The following is a 14,990-nucleotide window of genomic DNA, read 5'->3' on the forward strand; positions in this document are numbered from 1 at the left end:
ATCAGTTGGAAGGCGGCAGGTTGAATTCGTCGCTCCGCCGCTCGCGCGAGCTGGTGAGCAATTCATCACTGCGTTCGGGGCGCTGCTGCGGCGTCGGCGTCAGCAGCGCGGTCGGCGTCGGTGTCGTCTTCGCCCCGTAAGGCGCGACCGGCAGCGATTTGCCGGGCGCGGGTTCGAGCCCGTCAGCCGCCCCGCAGGCGGTCAGCGACAGACCCGACAGGGTCAGCCCGGCGAGAAGGATCAGGCGTGTCATTCGCTCGTCTCCCGTGCGGCGCGGATCGCGGCGCGAACATTGTCGGGCGCGGTGCCGCCGAAGCTGGTCCGGCTGGCGACCGACGCATCGACCGACAAGACGCCGTACACCCGGTCGTCGATCCGCGCATCGATCGCTTTCAGATCCCCGATCGACAAAGCGTCGAGCGTGATGCCCAGATCCTCCGCGCGTTTCACCGCACGCCCGGTCACGTGATGCGCCTCGCGGAACGGCAGCCCCGCCTCGCGCACCAGCCAGTCGGCAAGGTCCGTCGCGGTCGCAAAGCCCGCCTCGGCCACCGCGCGCATCCGCTCGGTCCGGAACGTCGCGCTCTCGACCATCCCGGTCATCGCCGCGATCGACAGCGCGAGCAGGTCATGCGCCTCGAACACGGGCGGCTTGTCGTCCTGCATGTCCTTCGAATAGGCGAGCGGCAGGCCCTTCATCGTCACCATCAGCGCGGTCATGCAGCCCATGATCCGCCCCGAATGCCCGCGCACGAGCTCGGCGGCATCGGGATTGCGCTTCTGCGGCATGATCGAGCTGCCCGTCGACCACTGGTCACTGAGCGCGACGAAGCCGAAGGGCTGCGACGCCCAGAGCACGAACTCCTCCGCCAGCCGCGACAGATGCAACGCGCACTGCGTGGCCGCGACGAGGTAATCGAGCGCGAAGTCGCGGTCGCTGACCCCGTCGAGCGAGTTGGTCATCGGCCCGTCGAAGCCGAGCGCATGCGCGGTCATTTCGCGGTCGATCGGGAACCCCGTCCCCGCCAGCGCCGCCGAGCCAAGCGGCGAGCGGTTCATCCGCACGCGTGCATCGGCGAACCGGCTGACGTCGCGCGCGATCATCGCGTGATACGCCATCAGGTGATGGCCGAGCGTCACCGGCTGCGCGGATTGCAGATGCGTGAACCCCGGCATGACGCTCGCGGCATGCTCCTCGGCCCGCACGAGCAGCGCCGCCTGGAATCCGCCGAGCGCCGCCAGCACCTGGTCGATCGCATCGCGGACCCAGAGCCGGAAATCGGTCGCGACCTGGTCGTTGCGCGACCGCGCGGTGTGCAGACGCCCCGCGACCGGACCGATCGCCTCGGCCAGCCGCGCCTCGGTCTGCATATGGATATCCTCGAGGACGAGGTCCTCGGCGACGCCATTGGCGGCATAGTGCGCCGCAACCCGGTCGAGACCCGCGGCGATCGTCGCGGCGTCGTCGGGCGAGACGATACCCTGCGCGCCGAGCATCGCGACATGCGCCTTGGAGCCGGCGATGTCCTGCTTCCACAGTCGCTTGTCGAAGGGGATCGAGGCGTTTATCTCCCGCATGACCGCGGCCGGACCCTCGGCGAAGCGTCCACCCCACATCGCATTGGAGCCGTCCATGTCCTCCCCTTCTCTGCTCTCAAGGGCGTCGATCGTCTGTCTCCTGGGTAGCGCAATGCTGATTGCGGGCTGCGATAGGAAATCGCCGGCTCCGGAGCAAGCAAACGCGGCAGGCGCCGCGATGGGCAATGGCGCCGCATCGGACGAAGTCGCGGCCTCGCCCGACGAAGCGACCGGCACCCCCGTCGCCCCGGTCGACAAGATCGACCGCAGCCACAAGGGCGAGACGGGGCCGACGTCAAGCTTCACCGCCCCCGATGGAAAGTCCGTCACGCTCGCCAGCTTCGAGGGCAAGCCGCTGCTGCTCAACCTGTGGGCGACCTGGTGCGCGCCCTGCGTCGCCGAGATGCCAACGCTCGATGCGGTCGCGGGCAGCCTGAAGGACAAGGTCCAGGTCATCGCGGTCAGCCAGGACCTTCAGGGTGCCGAGAAGGTCACGCCGTTCTTCGCGCAAAAGGCGTTCACGACGCTGAAACCCTATCTCGACTCCAAGGCCTCGCTCAGCATCGCCTATCAGGCGAACCTGCCGACCACGATCCTCTACGATTCGGACGGGCGCGAAGTCTGGCGAATGCTGGGCGGCTATGAATGGAACACCCCCGCCGCCGCAAAGCTGATCGCCGAAGCCCGCTGAACGCCCCGCACGACGACGCACCGCTTTGCCGCGAAAGCTGGACGGGCGCGTCGTCGGCATGCAGGGCAAGCGTACCCCGTATCACGCGTGTACCTTGTTCTGCATCTCGTCCGTGCGCCTCATCTCGCCATCGGGATCTTGCTGAACATCCGACGCCAGATACAAAACTCCTGCTGGCTGCTTGCTGACTAGCCCGAGTATCGCGCGGATGCGATCGGCCATATCGGGATCGACCGGGTTGTAGACGATCTTCCCCAGGTCCGGACGACCATCGACCGCAAAGCCCGAATATTCTAACTCCATCGCGCCCAGAACGGGGTGGTGCAGCCGCTTGGTGCCCTCGCCGTGGAAGCGCACGTCATTGTCCGCCCATAAAGCCGCGAATTCGGGACTGGTCGCGCACAGCTCGGTGACGAACTGGCCGACCTCGAACAGCGATTCCCTACCGCGCGATCGCCGAGACGATCGGCGAAACCTTCGGCCTACCCGTGACGTCGGTAAGCGCAGACGAAGCCGGCGCGCATTTCGGCTGGCTCGCTGCCTTCGTGTCGAAGGACATGTCGGCGTCGAGCGCGCTGACCCGCGAGCGGCTGGGCTGGAACCCCGACGGGCCGACGCTGCACGCCGACATCCGCGCGATGACGGCAAAGCCCTGAAACCATGGGCGGCGAGGAAGCGGTCATCCCAGGATCCGCAACGCTTCGGCATGGAGTGCCGGAGTCGCGGCGACCAGCACCGCGCCGCCTTCCTCCGCCCGCCCTCCGTCGAGCCGCGTGACGACACCGCCCGCGCGCTCGATGATCGGGATCAGCGCGACGATTTCATAGGGCTGGAGCGAGGGCTCGATCGCGAGGTCGATCCGGCCTGCCGCGATCATCGCCATCGCATAGCATTCGCCACCATAACGGATCATCCGCACAGCCGCCTTCAACCGTGCGAAACCGGGCGCGAGGTCGTCGCCGAAATGCTCGGGCGAGGTGGTGTGCAGGATCGCGCGATCGAGGCTGCCGACGTCGCGCGTCGCCAGCGGTCGGCGCACACCGTCCCGCTCGGTCCACGCGCCGTCGCGATCCGCCCAGAAGCGTTCGCGGGTGAAGGGCTGGCTCATCATCCCCAGCTCGGCCCGGCCGTCGACCGTCAGCCCGATCAACGTCCCCCAGACGGGCAGGCCACAGATGAACGGGCGGGTGCCGTCGACCGGATCGAGCACCCATCGAACACGCCCGCTGCCCGTCAGCCCGAATTCCTCGCCGAGGATGGCATGGTCGGGGAAATGCGCACCGATCTCGGCGCGGATCGCGACTTCCGCCTCCCGGTCCGCCTCGGTCACGGGGTCGAAGCTGTACCCCTCCTTCACCTTGGCATCGACCGCGATGTCGGTACGGTAGCGGGGCATCGTCTCGGCATCAGCAAGGTCGGCAAGGCGATGCAGGAAGGCAGTGTCGGGAAGGATCATGATCGACGCCCGTTGGCGGTGGCGGCCTTCGCGCACAGCGGCACGAGACACAGAAGCGCGGTGAGCAGCCAGAAGGCGGCGGGCAGGCCGATGCCGTGCGCGACAAAGCCGATCACGGCGGGACCGGCGAGGATGCCCGCGTAACCGATCGTCGTGACCGCGGCGATCGCGAGGCCCGCGGGCATGACGGTCTGCTTGCCAGCCTGGCGGAACAGGATGGGCACGACGTTCGACGAACCGAGACCGATCAGCAGGAACCCCAGGAGCGCGACCGGTGCGACCGGCGCGAGCAGCATGACGCCATAGCCGAGCAGCGAGAGCAGCCCGCCCCACAGCATCGTCCGCCGATCCCCGAGCCTGGCGACGATCGCGTCGCCGGTCAGCCGGCCGGCGGTCATCGCCACCGCAAAGACGCTGTAGCCGAGCCCTGCCTGCGTGACCGGCAACAGGCCCTTGCCGCTCAACAGCAACGCCCCCCAGTCGAGCATCGCGCCTTCGGTCAGGAAGGTGATCGCCGCGAGCGCCGCGAGCAGCACCACGATCCCGCGCGGGATCACGACCAGCGGGGCCTCCTCGGTCCTGGGGGTCGGGATGAGCCGGGGCGCGGCCAATGCGAGCGTCGCGATCATCAGGACCGATGCTGCGACGACCCCGGCGACCGGACTGATCTTCAACGACAGGACGGCGGTCAGCAGCGCCGATCCGACGAAGCCGCCGACGCTGAACAACCCGTGAAACCCGGACATCAGCGGCGTGCCGGCCTGCTTCTCCACTTCGACCGCGTGCACGTTCATGCCGACTTCGATTACGCCGAGGAATGCGCCGAACAGCAGCAGCGCGACCGCCATGGTCGGCACCGTGGGCGCAAAGGCGAGGAAGGGCAGCAGGATCGCCTGCCCGATGCCGCCGACAAGGATCGCCGGTCGCGCGCCGAGCTTCGATGTCAGCGGCCCCGCAAGCTGCATCGCGCCCACCGAGCCGAGACCGAGACACAGCAGCAGCAGCCCGAGCGATCCGTCCCCGATCGCCAGCCTCTGCTTGGCAAGTGGAACGAGCGGCGCCCAACAGGCGAGCCCGAAGCCGGACACGAGGAAGGCCAGGCGCGTCGCAAGGCGCGCCCTGGAATTTTGAATCGTCACTGCGGATATCCTTGGATCAGCGCTGGCCGCGCGGGTCTTGCGGGTCGGCACGCGCGATGGTGGCGCCCGCTTTCGTCAGATCGCGCACAAGGTGGGCATCAGCGTCGTGCTCGACGACGATCTGCGTAAGGGCATCGACGCCGAGGACCCTGTGCGGGGCGTGCTGGCCGAGCTTGTCGTTCGTCGCGAGGACGATCGTGCTGCGACTGCGCGCGGTCAGCGCACGCTTGAAACTGGCGTCGGCCGGGTCATAGGCACTGACGCCCCCCTTGGCGGAAACCGCGCACGCGCCGAGGACACACAGGTCGATATTGAGCCGCGCGATCGCCTCGAGCGCCGTACCATCGACGGCACCACCGACCATCCGGTCGATCATGCCCCCCACCACCAGCAGATCGATGTCGTCGCGATGCTGGAGCGCCGCGGCGATCGTCACCGAACTCGTTGCGATGGTCAGATTGCGATAGGACGGCAGCGTCTGGACAAGGGCGAGATTGGAACTGCCATTGTCCATGAAAACAAGGCTGCTCGGTTCGATGACCCGAACGGCGGCGTCAGCCAGCGCCCGCTTGCTGTGCACATCCTCGCCGACACGCTCGGCCATCGGCCTCGCCCCTTCGACGACGGGCAAGGCGCCGCCATAGACGCGGCGACACAGGCCCTCCGCGGCAAGACCCCGCAGATCCCGCCGGATCGCATCCTCGGAAACGCCGAACTCCTTGGCAAGCGCACCAGCATGAACCGGTTCGCCCAGGGATAGACGGGCAAGGATCGTATCGCGACGGCTGGACGGGATGTCATTGGGCATCCGCTGTTCCTAGCCCTCACACCGTGCATAAACAAGATAGTTATCGATCAATCATGCATGATCGGGCATCGTGTTCACATCGGTGAGACTGACGACTGCCCATGTCCCATCTCGCGGATGGCAGATCGGGAAGCGTACAAGCCTGCCGGCTCTCGGGCGAAGCCGCTGTCCTGTTAGGGGCTTCCGATCGGGACGGGGTAAGCGCCTCAGGTCACCCCTCTCGACTCCCGGTACACAGCCTCAATATTGTTTCCGTCGGGATCATACATGAAGGCTGCATAGTAACCCTCGGGATAGCCATCCGAACGCAGACCGGGTGCGCCGTTATCCACCCCTCCCGCAGCCAGCCCATGGCTGTAAAAGTCTTCGACAGCTTCGCGCGATGTAGCGCGGAACGCCGTGTGTTGCCTCGCGCCGGTTGGATGGAAAACATCGAGCCAGAACGCGGGATATTCGGTACCGAAAGCGACGCCTGCCAGGTCGGCGTCCCCATCGTTGGCCAGCCCCATAGTCGCGTTGATCCGCATGACGATTTTAGCCCCGAGGGGGCGAAGTGCTGCTTCGTAGAACCGCGCAGATCGAACGATGTCAGTGACACCGATGCCGGTATGATCAAGGAGCCAATTGGAAGCGTCTGCCATCGGATCTCTCCACCAGATTGCTGCTCGTTGTCTTATCAGATCATGCCCGGCAAAATCGTCGCTCCGCAAGCTTGACTGGGTTCGTCGCGCTTCCCAAAGTGCCTTGATCGTCGGCAAGGACGCCGCATTCGGTGTGACTAGCTACGCCCCCTCAGATGCTGCCGTTCCGCTTGCCGCACCGCCTCGAATATTCCGCGTCGTCCCCATTGCGAATGGTCGGCCGATATGAAATTCTCGAGCGATGATGACCAGCACTGGGGGATGTCAGTGTGGCGCGGTGCGGTTCCGGATTGACGCCGATCTGGAAGACGCCTCCATCTGCCATTGTCGAATGTGCCAGAAGGCAACGGGCGGACTGTTCGGGCCTTATGTCGGCGCGCCCTTGTCTGCCGTGACCTGGACCCGCGGTCAGCCGGGTCATTTTCAGAGTTCGAACAAGGCTCGTCGTGGGTTTTGCCGGGATTGTGGCACGCCGCTCACCTTCGAATATGGTGAGGGAAGCATCAGTTTCACGCTTGGTGCCATGGACGAACCGCGCCTGGTCCATCTGACTGAACAGCTCGCGTCGTCCGAGCGCATCGCCGACTTTCAGGCATTGGCGAATCTCCCCGAACACCCGCTAGATGAGCCACGAGCGGCGGCGCATCTGGCAGGAATTGTGTCTCTCCAGCATCCTGACCATGATACCGTTGCGTGGCCACCGAAGACATAGACCGCAGTCCGCTTTCTTGCGGCTCCGATCCGTCGCTTGACGCAGCAGCGCATGCGCCTGCAATCTGCCGACACTTCCCGAGACGTAAGGACACGACGATGGTTCTCATGTTGGCGCTCTTGCTCGCATCACCGCAAGGATGCATCGATACACGCCGCGAATGCCGCGCTTGCACGACGACCGATGGGAAGCAGCGTTGCTCGAACCCGGGCATAGCGTGCCAGCCTCTGACCCGCCTGTGCCGCCCGAACACCGACAAAGCCGCCACGGAACGCCCCAAGACTGCAAAGCCAGACCACCGCTGAGTCCGCAGCGATGGTCCAAACCCACAAATGGGGCATCAGCAACTATGCGGCAGAACTGCACCCGGCCGATCCCAAACGACGGCACGCCGTCGCATACCTCTGTCATAGAGGTTCGGTCTCGGCGTCGAAGGGTGAAGCGCTGGATGCCCCGTGAGGGCTGGCTCTCGCGAGCAAAATCAATACGTTACGGTGTCAAACCGGCATAAATCGGCACTCGAGTTCCCGAGGAGGCTCCGGCATGACGTGGCTAACCTTTCCGGGGTGTCTGACGCCAACTATCGTGGGATCAGTGCCGAGCCGGTGGCACTTGAGGCACGCATATTTCGGGCGTTGAACCGCCAAAGTCGGAACTGGCCGGTAGGTCCGGAGAAGATGCGTGGTGCTGGTTGGTACACGCCGTGCCGCACGGTCCAACTGATCCGGCGACGTCCCGGAGAGTGCGGTCCGCGTTTTACGATCTGGACGTTCTTCCCCCAGCGTCGGGTTGACCTGCGCTATCCGCCGTTCGGCTGCGATCACATCGTCGTCGCCCAGCGTATGGCAATGCGCCGGCTCGAGCAGGTGGCAGGCGAGCGCATCCTGGTGAGCCGCCGGGGCGGTATCGACTTGGCGCGCGCTGGCGACGTCCTCGGTTTGGACGATCTCGCATGATCTCCACCGCAACCATGCTGGACGCCGCGCTGGCCTACGCCGCCCGTGATTGGCCGGTATTTCCGTGCGATCCCCGCACCAAGCGACCGTTGCTGCCTCGGGACAAGGACGCCGAAGGCCTACCGATCAAGAATTCGGGTGGTGTGAAGAAGGCGTCCTCGGATCCGAAACAGATCCGCGAATGGTGGAGGAGGTGGCCGAACGCCATGATCGGGGTTGCGGTCGGTGATGCCGGCTTCCTGGTCGTCGACTTCGATCCGCGCAGCGACGACATCGTGGACGACGCCACCGGCGAGATCATCGGTCAGGACGTCTGGACACTGGACCGGCTGAAAGCCGCGCTGGCGGTCGAGATGGGCGAGGATCTACCGGGTACGCTCGTCGGCATTACGCGATCGGGCGGCGAGCATCACTGGTTCAAGATGCCGGCCGACGCGTCGATCGGCAACGTTGGCAGCTTGCCGAAACACATCGATGTCCGCGGAGCGGGCGGGTACGTCATAGTGGCCCCGAGCCACTTTGCGGGCAACGAGGACGATGCCGCCGGGGACTATCGGTGGCAGTCGGACGATGACGCTTCACGCATCGTGGACTTGCCGGCATCATTGACTGCGCTGCTGCGCGCCCAACCCGCAGCGTCCAAATCCTCGCCGCCGCGGCCGTCTCATACGTCCAGTACCTTCGCCGTCGACGTCGATGAAGCACATCGCCGCTACGCGATGAACGCGCTCGATCGCGAAATTGCCGAGCTTGAGGCGACGCCTAAGGGCGGCGGGAAGCACAACGGCCGAAATCAGGGCGCGTATCACGCCGCATTCAATCTAGGGCAGTTCGTCGGCGCTGGCGCACTCACCGAGACGATCGTCAGAATGTCTTTACTCGAAGTGATCAGCAGCTTCGATCCTTCAGCCTATCAGGCCCACGCCGCCGCAATCGAAAACGGTATCGAGAACGGGCGTACCAAGCCGCGCGATCTTTCTTCGATCGGTCAGTCGTCCCGGCGGTCACCGCAAGCGTCGATGCGGCCGATCGGTCATGACCGGCCGTTCGCGCCAGTCGAGGGCAACTCAGTCCAGGAGAGCGCGGCAGCGGCCCCGACGTCACCGCGTGGAACCGCTGGCACGCTATCCTCCCGTGATGGGAAGGTGAGCGTTGCGTCTGCCCTCGGGGCGGTGGAGCGGGGGCGGGTCATCGCGATCACCGAGTCATGGTTCGATCGGCAGCTCGGGCAACTGGACGGCACGATAGCCGCCGTGACGACCCTCGCCTTCGGCGCTGGCCGCCGTTGTGTTGCTGGGCTTCTCGATCTTCCGTCCGTGTCGGACAAGCTGACCACTGCCGCCGCAGCGCTTCCCGACGCTGCGGGCGAAATTGAACGGTCGATTGCAGCGGGTCACGATCGCGGGTTCGATATCGCACCGATCCTCCTGTCGCTGGCCTGCTCGACTTACCCCATGACCGACTTCGGCATCGCGGAACGATTCCGTGACCGGTACGGCGCCGACTACCGGTTCACGACCGCGAAGGGCTGGCTGGGATGGGACGGCCGGCGGTGGAAGGTCCTGGACCAGGACGAGAAGACGCCACCGGCCGAAGTGATCGCCTCCGTCTTCGAGACCATCCGACTGATCCAGGCGGAAGCGCGGGCCGTCGCAGGCACCGGGGTGCGGCACGACCTCGACGACGATCGCAAAAACGTCCTGCCGGACATCGCCAACGCGCACGGCCTCGATCGCTGGAACCCGAAGGGCAAGTCGTTCGAGCTGTTCTCCGACGCCATGCGCGCCTTCGGTCGTCGTTCCGAGACGTCGGGGAAGCCCGAGAGCATCGCGAAGCTCGCCCGTCGGTGGATGACGGTGCCGATCGAGAACTTCGATGTCGATCCGCTTGCGATCGGTGTTCTGAACGGCACGCTTCGGTTCACCCGGGGGAAGAACGCCGATGGCACCCGCTGGGCGGGCGTCGAGCTCTCGGACCATTGTCGCTCGGACTACAACACCAAGCTCGCGCCGATCGAGTACGATCCCAACGCGTCCGCACCGCTGTACGATGCGATGCTGGAATGGGCGCAGCCGGACGGTGCTGTACGGCGCTACCTCCATCAGGTCGCCGGCTACGGTGCGACCGGTCTGACTGGCGAGCACAAGCTCTGGTACAACTACGGTCGAGGCCGGAACGGCAAGTCGACCGCGATCGACGCTTGGTGCCACGCGCTGGGCGATTATGCCGCGACGACGCTGATCGAAACGTTCCTGGACCAGGGGATCAAGAAACGAGGTGATCAGGCCTCGCCCGATCTGGCCCGCCTCGGCGGTGTCCGCATGCTGCGTGCATCGGAACCTGATCGGGATGCCAAGCTCAATGCCGCGCTGATCAAGTTCGTGACGGGCGGCGAGCCCGTCCCGACCCGCGCGTTGCATCGCGGCTTCTTTGAACTGCTGCCACGCTTCAAGCTGATCATGAGCGGGAACAGCAAACCCGCCATCCCCGATACCGACGAGGGCATTTGGGGGCGAATGAAGCTCGTGTCCTGGCTGAAGAACATCGACCTCGAATTCCACGAGGACGGGACGCCTAAGAAGGACCCCGAGCTTCTGGACAAGATCAAGGGGCGGGAGGCGGCGGGCGTGTTCAGGCGGCTTGTCGACGGCCTGCTCGACTATCTCAGGAACGGATTCGTGGAGCCTGCCACGGTCACGGCCGACACGCTCGCATATCGGGACGCGAGCGATCCTCTTGCCCGGTTCCTGCGCGAATGCGTGGCGCCCGATGATCGCAGCAACATTCAGTCATCGATCCTCCACGGCGTCTTCGTCGCATGGGCCAAGGCCGCCGGTGAACGTGAGTGGAGCAACAAGGGCTTCTCCAACGCGATGACCGACAAGGGGTACGTCAAGCACAAGTCGAACGGGATGCACTGGCTGAAGCTACGCCTGATCCGCAGCGCGTCCGACTTCGTCGACGATGACGGCCGCGTCCGGGTTCTGGACGAAGTTGCAGCTGCTCGCGGCCAGCCCCCTCCACCCCCGCCGGAATGGGATGACCCCCCGCCTCTGTGATCCTCCCGCGCTGGGATGGTGTTGGGAACGTTTTGGGAAGCAGAAACGGCAGTTTTCTGCGGGTTTGGGAGGATAGGAAGGTTACGCGTCGTATTCCGTACATCATGCGCATGCACACATGCGCAGGTACATAAACAAAACATACGATTACCCTTCCTATCCTTCCTATCCTCCCAAAAGGAATAACTAAGCTATTGGAATATAGTGATATGTCTGTTTTTGAAGCTGGGAAGATGGGGTCGAATGCTGGGAGCATAGCCGATAAGCTCGGTGTCTATCTTCCCAAGCGCCGCTTGACCCCGATCGTGATCATCTACGGACCTGTGGCAACGGGGAAGACGTTCCACGCCATCCGTTTCGCGTCGTACTATGGCTGTACCCGAGTGATGGACGACTTCGTGTTCTCGGACGCGTTGCTACCTCAATCCGGAACGCTGGTCCTGACGACGGAGCATGCGACGCTGAAGGCTCGTTGGCCCTTGGCTCGGTTCATCCACGTCAACGTGGCCCGTATGGCAATCGGGCTGTCGTGCGCTCCCGCTGGCGGCTTCCGGGCATGAGCGGCGCGGGAACCGCCTGCCACCCCCCCGGGGGGGGTCTAAACCTCACAGGGGCGTCCGCCCCTAGACCGCTAACGTTCTCACGCAGGGATTTTTTCTACGTCGGGCAGTTTTTCAGGATCGGTCATGCCGCGAGATCGGCGTCACACGCTGCAAGCCCCTCGGACGCTTCACAGGCCTCCACCAGCCGGATCGCGTCCCTACGGCCGGCTACGGCGGACCTCGGCCATGATGCTGATCGAGGGTACTGCGGGCCTCTGAAGCCCTTCGCTGCTACCATTAATTTCCTCTGCGTCGGGAGCCGTCGATGAACGTCGGGACGCTGGTCGATCTCGGTCGGATCGATGGCATGCCGAGCGTCCCGTCGATCGCGCGGTTCATTGCGGCGCGCGGCGACTTCCCGGTGATTCAGCACGGCCGATACGGCAAGCCGTTCGTCCTTGACCTCGACGCAGCTGCAGCCTTCATCCGCGAGCATTGGCGCGACGGCCGGAACGAGCGCACGGTTCGCCGGCTTGCCGCGATACATGAGGCCGCCGCGGCGGATCCCCAGCAGCCCTTACCGGGGCTTTTCGATCACGGTGCTCAAGACGCATCTGCGAAATGAGCGATGTCACCTGCCTCGACGCACCTGCCGCGCGACCAAATCTCGGAGACCTACGCCGGGCACGCGACATGCTGCTGCTCGCTGGCGATATGTCGGCGCAGAGCGTAGCGCGGGCGCTGGACGCGATTCTCGACGGCGCCGACGCCCGTCAAGCGCTTGGGTTGAAGGGCCGTGCGGGCCAACGCTCAGCCTTTACGGCTGACCGGCTGATGCAGCGCGATATGCTGATCCGCACAATCGCCGACTGCCATTTTTCGCGACAGTCCGTCAGCGATCAAGCCAGAAATATCGCCAGCGTCGCCGCGGCGTACTGGAGGAGGGCGGCGCGCCTGGACCTTGACCTCGATGCGATGCCGGAAAGCTATGCCGCCACTCCCCGCGAGCAGCTCTTTCGCCTTGCTCGCCTCCCGGCGGAGATACCGCGGGAGCGGACGATACGGGCCATTCTGTCGGCGTATCGCGATCAAGCCGGGGTTCACGCGGATTGACAACGAACCGGTACTTTTCCCCGCCAGCGTAACCCATCAATCACGATGGTGATGCGAGGGCATCAACCAATGGAGACAGCGATGCTGAGCCTGAACCTGACCAAAGAACAGCTGTTGGATACGCCACAGCGGATGCTGGACCGACAAGACCAGGATGAGCTGGCTCTCAGCCGTCGCGAGCATCGGCAGGAAAGCGACGGTCGTCGTCATACTCAGGCACGAGATGAAGCGCGGGAGCGCTATGCCATCGAGATCATACCGCTCGCCCAACACGACGACTATGCGAAGTTGGCCGCAAAACATCTAGATATCGGCACGAGGAGGGCAAAGCTCGATCGCGAACAGACCGATACCGTCACGGCGATCGCGCGCGGCATGGCCTCGTTCAATAAGAACAGGATCGAGCATCAGGCTCAGTCGATCATCGACGGCTCCGTCGAGGCATTCCAAGGCTTCGAGGAAATGAAATCGCGATCGGCGAGACTGGAATCGGAGGTGAAGGCCCATTCTCAGGCTCTCCGGATGCTGCGCGATCAGATGGACAGCATCAAATCGGATCGCTCGATCGACGTAGCTGAAGCTGTACGTCCCGCGCATGCCCTTGCCGTGGCCGACATATCGGAGGCGTGCGCGATGCTACTGAAAGCGATTCGGGACGAAGCATTGATCCGCGAGATCGTGACGAACGCTGGGTACGACAGCCGCCTGCCTACTTTCCAGGGGATCAAGGACATCGCTGAACTCGAAAGCCGCGCACGGGACTATGCCCGGTGAGCTGGCGGGCGGGCATCCACGGCTATGCAGCACGCTGGGGCGTTGTGACGGCTCCGCTCAGCCGTCCTCACGCGCCTCACCTGTCCCGTCCGGCGCGGTTCGAACGCGGTTGCTTCAGCTTCGATGCGTCATCTGTGGAAATGTGGTTCATGCATCGCGACGCGCAGTCGTTCGGACGAGGCGACGCTTTGGGATTGCAGATCTGGGAAGATAGCTACGGTCTGGCGTTCGCCTTTACTCCGCCATCATCCGCCTACAGCATGGTGTGCGGTGTGGCAGATGGACGATACGCGCAATGCTCCGTCGGGATCGCGATCGACAGTAGTAGTATCGAACCTTACGGTTCTGGTGTCGAGGCTATATCGAGTGCCCGCCTCAACGAAATCAGCATCTGTCCCCGCGGCGCGTGCCCTGGGACGGCCTGCTGGCACGCCGCAAATGTACCGTACGGGTTGCCAGCGCACGCTCAAGCAGTGCTGCCGATATGGATGGATGGATGGACGGGGGTTGCGGCATGATCGACGTATCTGGAATCGCGACGCAGTGGGCAATGCATCCCGCCTTTTTGGACGCATTGCTAAAACGGGATGCCTTTGAGACCATGCTACCTGACGGCCTACGCAGGCTCGCTTCCGGGTTCGCGGGGGGAAATCTAGCGGCCAAAATTGCAGACCCGGTCCGAGAAGGAGGGTTGTTCATTCTGCCGATCACGGGTGTGCTGGCGCCCCACGGAATGTATGGTGGCGGTACTTCTTACGATATGATCGCCCAACGCGTTCGCGAGGCAGCTGACGACAAGCGGATATGCACGATCATTCTCGACGTCCGCAGTCCCGGCGGAACGGTCTGGGGCTGCGAAGAGGCGGGTGATGCCATCTTTCAGGTGCGCGCCACGAAACCAATCGTCGCAGTTGCAAGTCCATACAGCTTCTCCGCTGCGTACTGGCTCTGCACTCAGGCATCGAAATTTTACGCCACCACCTCGGGAGAAGTAGGTTCGGTCGGCGTCCGGTCGGGGCACACCGACATGTCCGGCTTCGAGACCATGATCGGCATGAAAACGACGCTTATAGCGTCTTCGCCGGACAAGATCGCAGGACACCCCCACGCGCCTCTGTCCGACGACGATCGCGCGGAGATCCAATCGGGTGTCGATGCTTCGAACCGGCGCTTTGCGATGGCGATCGCGCGCGGACGCGGCATGAGGTTCGCCAATGTCGCGGAGGTTCATGGAACGGGCAAGACGTTCTCCGCCAGTCGGGCGCTAGGGCGGGGCGCCATCGACGGCGTAGCTACGCTAAGAGAAATCGCGAGTCGTCAGGGATCAGCGCAAACCCGACTCGCGTTGATGCGCCGTCAAGCGGCGGTGATGGAACTGGCAGCCGACCTCTGATCGCCTCCGTGTAAACAGCTATTCGGCTACTGAAATACCGAATAGCTGTTCTACGCAACCGGATTGGCAACGCGCAAGTCTGGCCAGATAAGCCGGCTCTCCCAAGGCCAGCAACCCGACGGCGTACT

At 64.3% G+C, this 14,990-nt stretch carries 18 protein-coding genes; 11 read left to right on the forward strand and 7 right to left on the reverse strand.

Translation table 11 applies throughout. The features are described from left to right. Position 1: 1 nt before the first annotated feature. A complete protein-coding gene (locus tag SOM18_RS12060; RefSeq protein ID WP_031394336.1) occupies positions 2-253 on the reverse strand; it encodes a hypothetical protein in 252 nt (83 codons plus the stop codon). After that, positions 250-1,617 carry an argininosuccinate lyase gene (argH, locus tag SOM18_RS12065; RefSeq protein WP_031439736.1) on the reverse strand — a complete coding sequence of 456 codons (1,368 nt, stop codon included), beginning with the start codon at positions 1,615-1,617 and terminating at the stop codon, positions 250-252. Before argH ends, SOM18_RS12060 begins: the two co-directional genes overlap by 4 nt. A 139-nt stretch (positions 1,618-1,756) precedes the next feature. On the opposite strand from argH, the gene SOM18_RS12070 reads away from it, so the two are divergent. Next, positions 1,757-2,269, forward strand: coding sequence for a TlpA disulfide reductase family protein (locus SOM18_RS12070; RefSeq protein WP_320481761.1), 513 nt, complete (start codon positions 1,757-1,759; stop codon positions 2,267-2,269). An 81-nt stretch (positions 2,270-2,350) separates the two neighbouring features. On the opposite strand, the gene SOM18_RS12075 is transcribed toward SOM18_RS12070, so the two are convergent. Beyond that, on the reverse strand, positions 2,351-2,776 hold the full coding sequence (locus SOM18_RS12075; protein ID WP_320481914.1) for a hypothetical protein: 426 nt from the start codon (positions 2,774-2,776) through the stop codon (positions 2,351-2,353). Between SOM18_RS12075 and SOM18_RS12080 the strand changes: the two genes are divergently transcribed. After that, positions 2,758-2,925: a hypothetical protein gene (locus tag SOM18_RS12080; protein ID WP_235188296.1), complete on the forward strand. Its 168-nt coding sequence runs from the start codon at positions 2,758-2,760 to the stop codon at positions 2,923-2,925. The two genes, SOM18_RS12075 and SOM18_RS12080, sit on opposite strands and share 19 nt — an antisense overlap. A 23-nt stretch (positions 2,926-2,948) precedes the next feature. Here SOM18_RS12080 and hisN read toward each other — a convergent pair whose 3' ends face one another. The 4 genes from hisN to SOM18_RS12100 form a co-directional block, all read right to left on the reverse strand. Then, on the reverse strand, positions 2,949-3,725 hold the full coding sequence (gene hisN / locus SOM18_RS12085; protein ID WP_320481762.1) for a histidinol-phosphatase: 777 nt from the start codon (positions 3,723-3,725) through the stop codon (positions 2,949-2,951). Continuing rightward, positions 3,722-4,864: an MFS transporter gene (locus SOM18_RS12090; protein ID WP_042466620.1), complete on the reverse strand. Its 1,143-nt coding sequence runs from the start codon at positions 4,862-4,864 to the stop codon at positions 3,722-3,724. The genes hisN and SOM18_RS12090 overlap by 4 nt, the downstream gene beginning before the upstream one ends. 16 nt (positions 4,865-4,880) lie before the next feature. Continuing rightward, positions 4,881-5,672 carry a DeoR/GlpR family DNA-binding transcription regulator gene (locus SOM18_RS12095; protein WP_320481763.1) on the reverse strand — a complete coding sequence of 264 codons (792 nt, stop codon included), beginning with the start codon at positions 5,670-5,672 and terminating at the stop codon, positions 4,881-4,883. Between the two features lie 206 nt (positions 5,673-5,878). Further along, positions 5,879-6,313, reverse strand: coding sequence for a VOC family protein (locus SOM18_RS12100; RefSeq protein ID WP_031439730.1), 435 nt, complete (start codon positions 6,311-6,313; stop codon positions 5,879-5,881). A 241-nt stretch (positions 6,314-6,554) separates the two neighbouring features. On the opposite strand from SOM18_RS12100, the gene SOM18_RS12105 reads away from it, so the two are divergent. The 9 genes from SOM18_RS12105 (at position 6,555) to SOM18_RS12140 (ending at position 14,862) form a co-directional block, all read left to right on the forward strand. Next, positions 6,555-7,025, forward strand: coding sequence for a GFA family protein (locus SOM18_RS12105; RefSeq protein WP_081874163.1), 471 nt, complete (start codon positions 6,555-6,557; stop codon positions 7,023-7,025). A 548-nt stretch (positions 7,026-7,573) separates the two neighbouring features. Beyond that, positions 7,574-7,981: a hypothetical protein gene (locus SOM18_RS12110; RefSeq protein ID WP_320481764.1), complete on the forward strand. Its 408-nt coding sequence runs from the start codon at positions 7,574-7,576 to the stop codon at positions 7,979-7,981. Further along, complete coding sequence (locus SOM18_RS12115) at positions 7,978-11,040, forward strand: phage/plasmid primase, P4 family (RefSeq protein WP_320481765.1); 3,063 nt, start codon at positions 7,978-7,980, stop codon at positions 11,038-11,040. The genes SOM18_RS12110 and SOM18_RS12115 overlap by 4 nt, the downstream gene beginning before the upstream one ends. 209 nt (positions 11,041-11,249) lie before the next feature. After that, positions 11,250-11,600, forward strand: coding sequence for a hypothetical protein (locus SOM18_RS12120; RefSeq protein ID WP_320481766.1), 351 nt, complete (start codon positions 11,250-11,252; stop codon positions 11,598-11,600). Positions 11,601-11,907: 307 nt separating this feature from the next. Then, the gene (locus tag SOM18_RS12125) at positions 11,908-12,207 is read left to right on the forward strand and encodes a hypothetical protein (protein WP_320481767.1); all 300 of its coding nucleotides are present in this window, start codon (positions 11,908-11,910) and stop codon (positions 12,205-12,207) included. Between the two features lie 68 nt (positions 12,208-12,275). Then, complete coding sequence (locus SOM18_RS12130; protein ID WP_320481768.1) at positions 12,276-12,695, forward strand: hypothetical protein; 420 nt, start codon at positions 12,276-12,278, stop codon at positions 12,693-12,695. 81 nt (positions 12,696-12,776) lie between these two features. Continuing rightward, positions 12,777-13,469 carry a hypothetical protein gene (locus SOM18_RS12135; RefSeq protein ID WP_320481769.1) on the forward strand — a complete coding sequence of 231 codons (693 nt, stop codon included), beginning with the start codon at positions 12,777-12,779 and terminating at the stop codon, positions 13,467-13,469. Further along, entirely contained in the window at positions 13,466-13,987 is a 522-nt protein-coding gene (locus SOM18_RS19425) for an HK97 family phage prohead protease (RefSeq protein ID WP_414712116.1), read from the forward strand. The genes SOM18_RS12135 and SOM18_RS19425 overlap by 4 nt, the downstream gene beginning before the upstream one ends. Then, the gene (locus SOM18_RS12140) at positions 13,984-14,862 is read left to right on the forward strand and encodes a S49 family peptidase (RefSeq protein WP_320481770.1); all 879 of its coding nucleotides are present in this window, start codon (positions 13,984-13,986) and stop codon (positions 14,860-14,862) included. The genes SOM18_RS19425 and SOM18_RS12140 overlap by 4 nt, the downstream gene beginning before the upstream one ends. Positions 14,863-14,990 lie beyond the last annotated feature (128 nt).

The organism is Sphingomonas sp. CFBP9019, assembly GCF_034045155.1.
Taxonomy (GTDB): domain Bacteria; phylum Pseudomonadota; class Alphaproteobacteria; order Sphingomonadales; family Sphingomonadaceae; genus Sphingomonas; species Sphingomonas aerolata.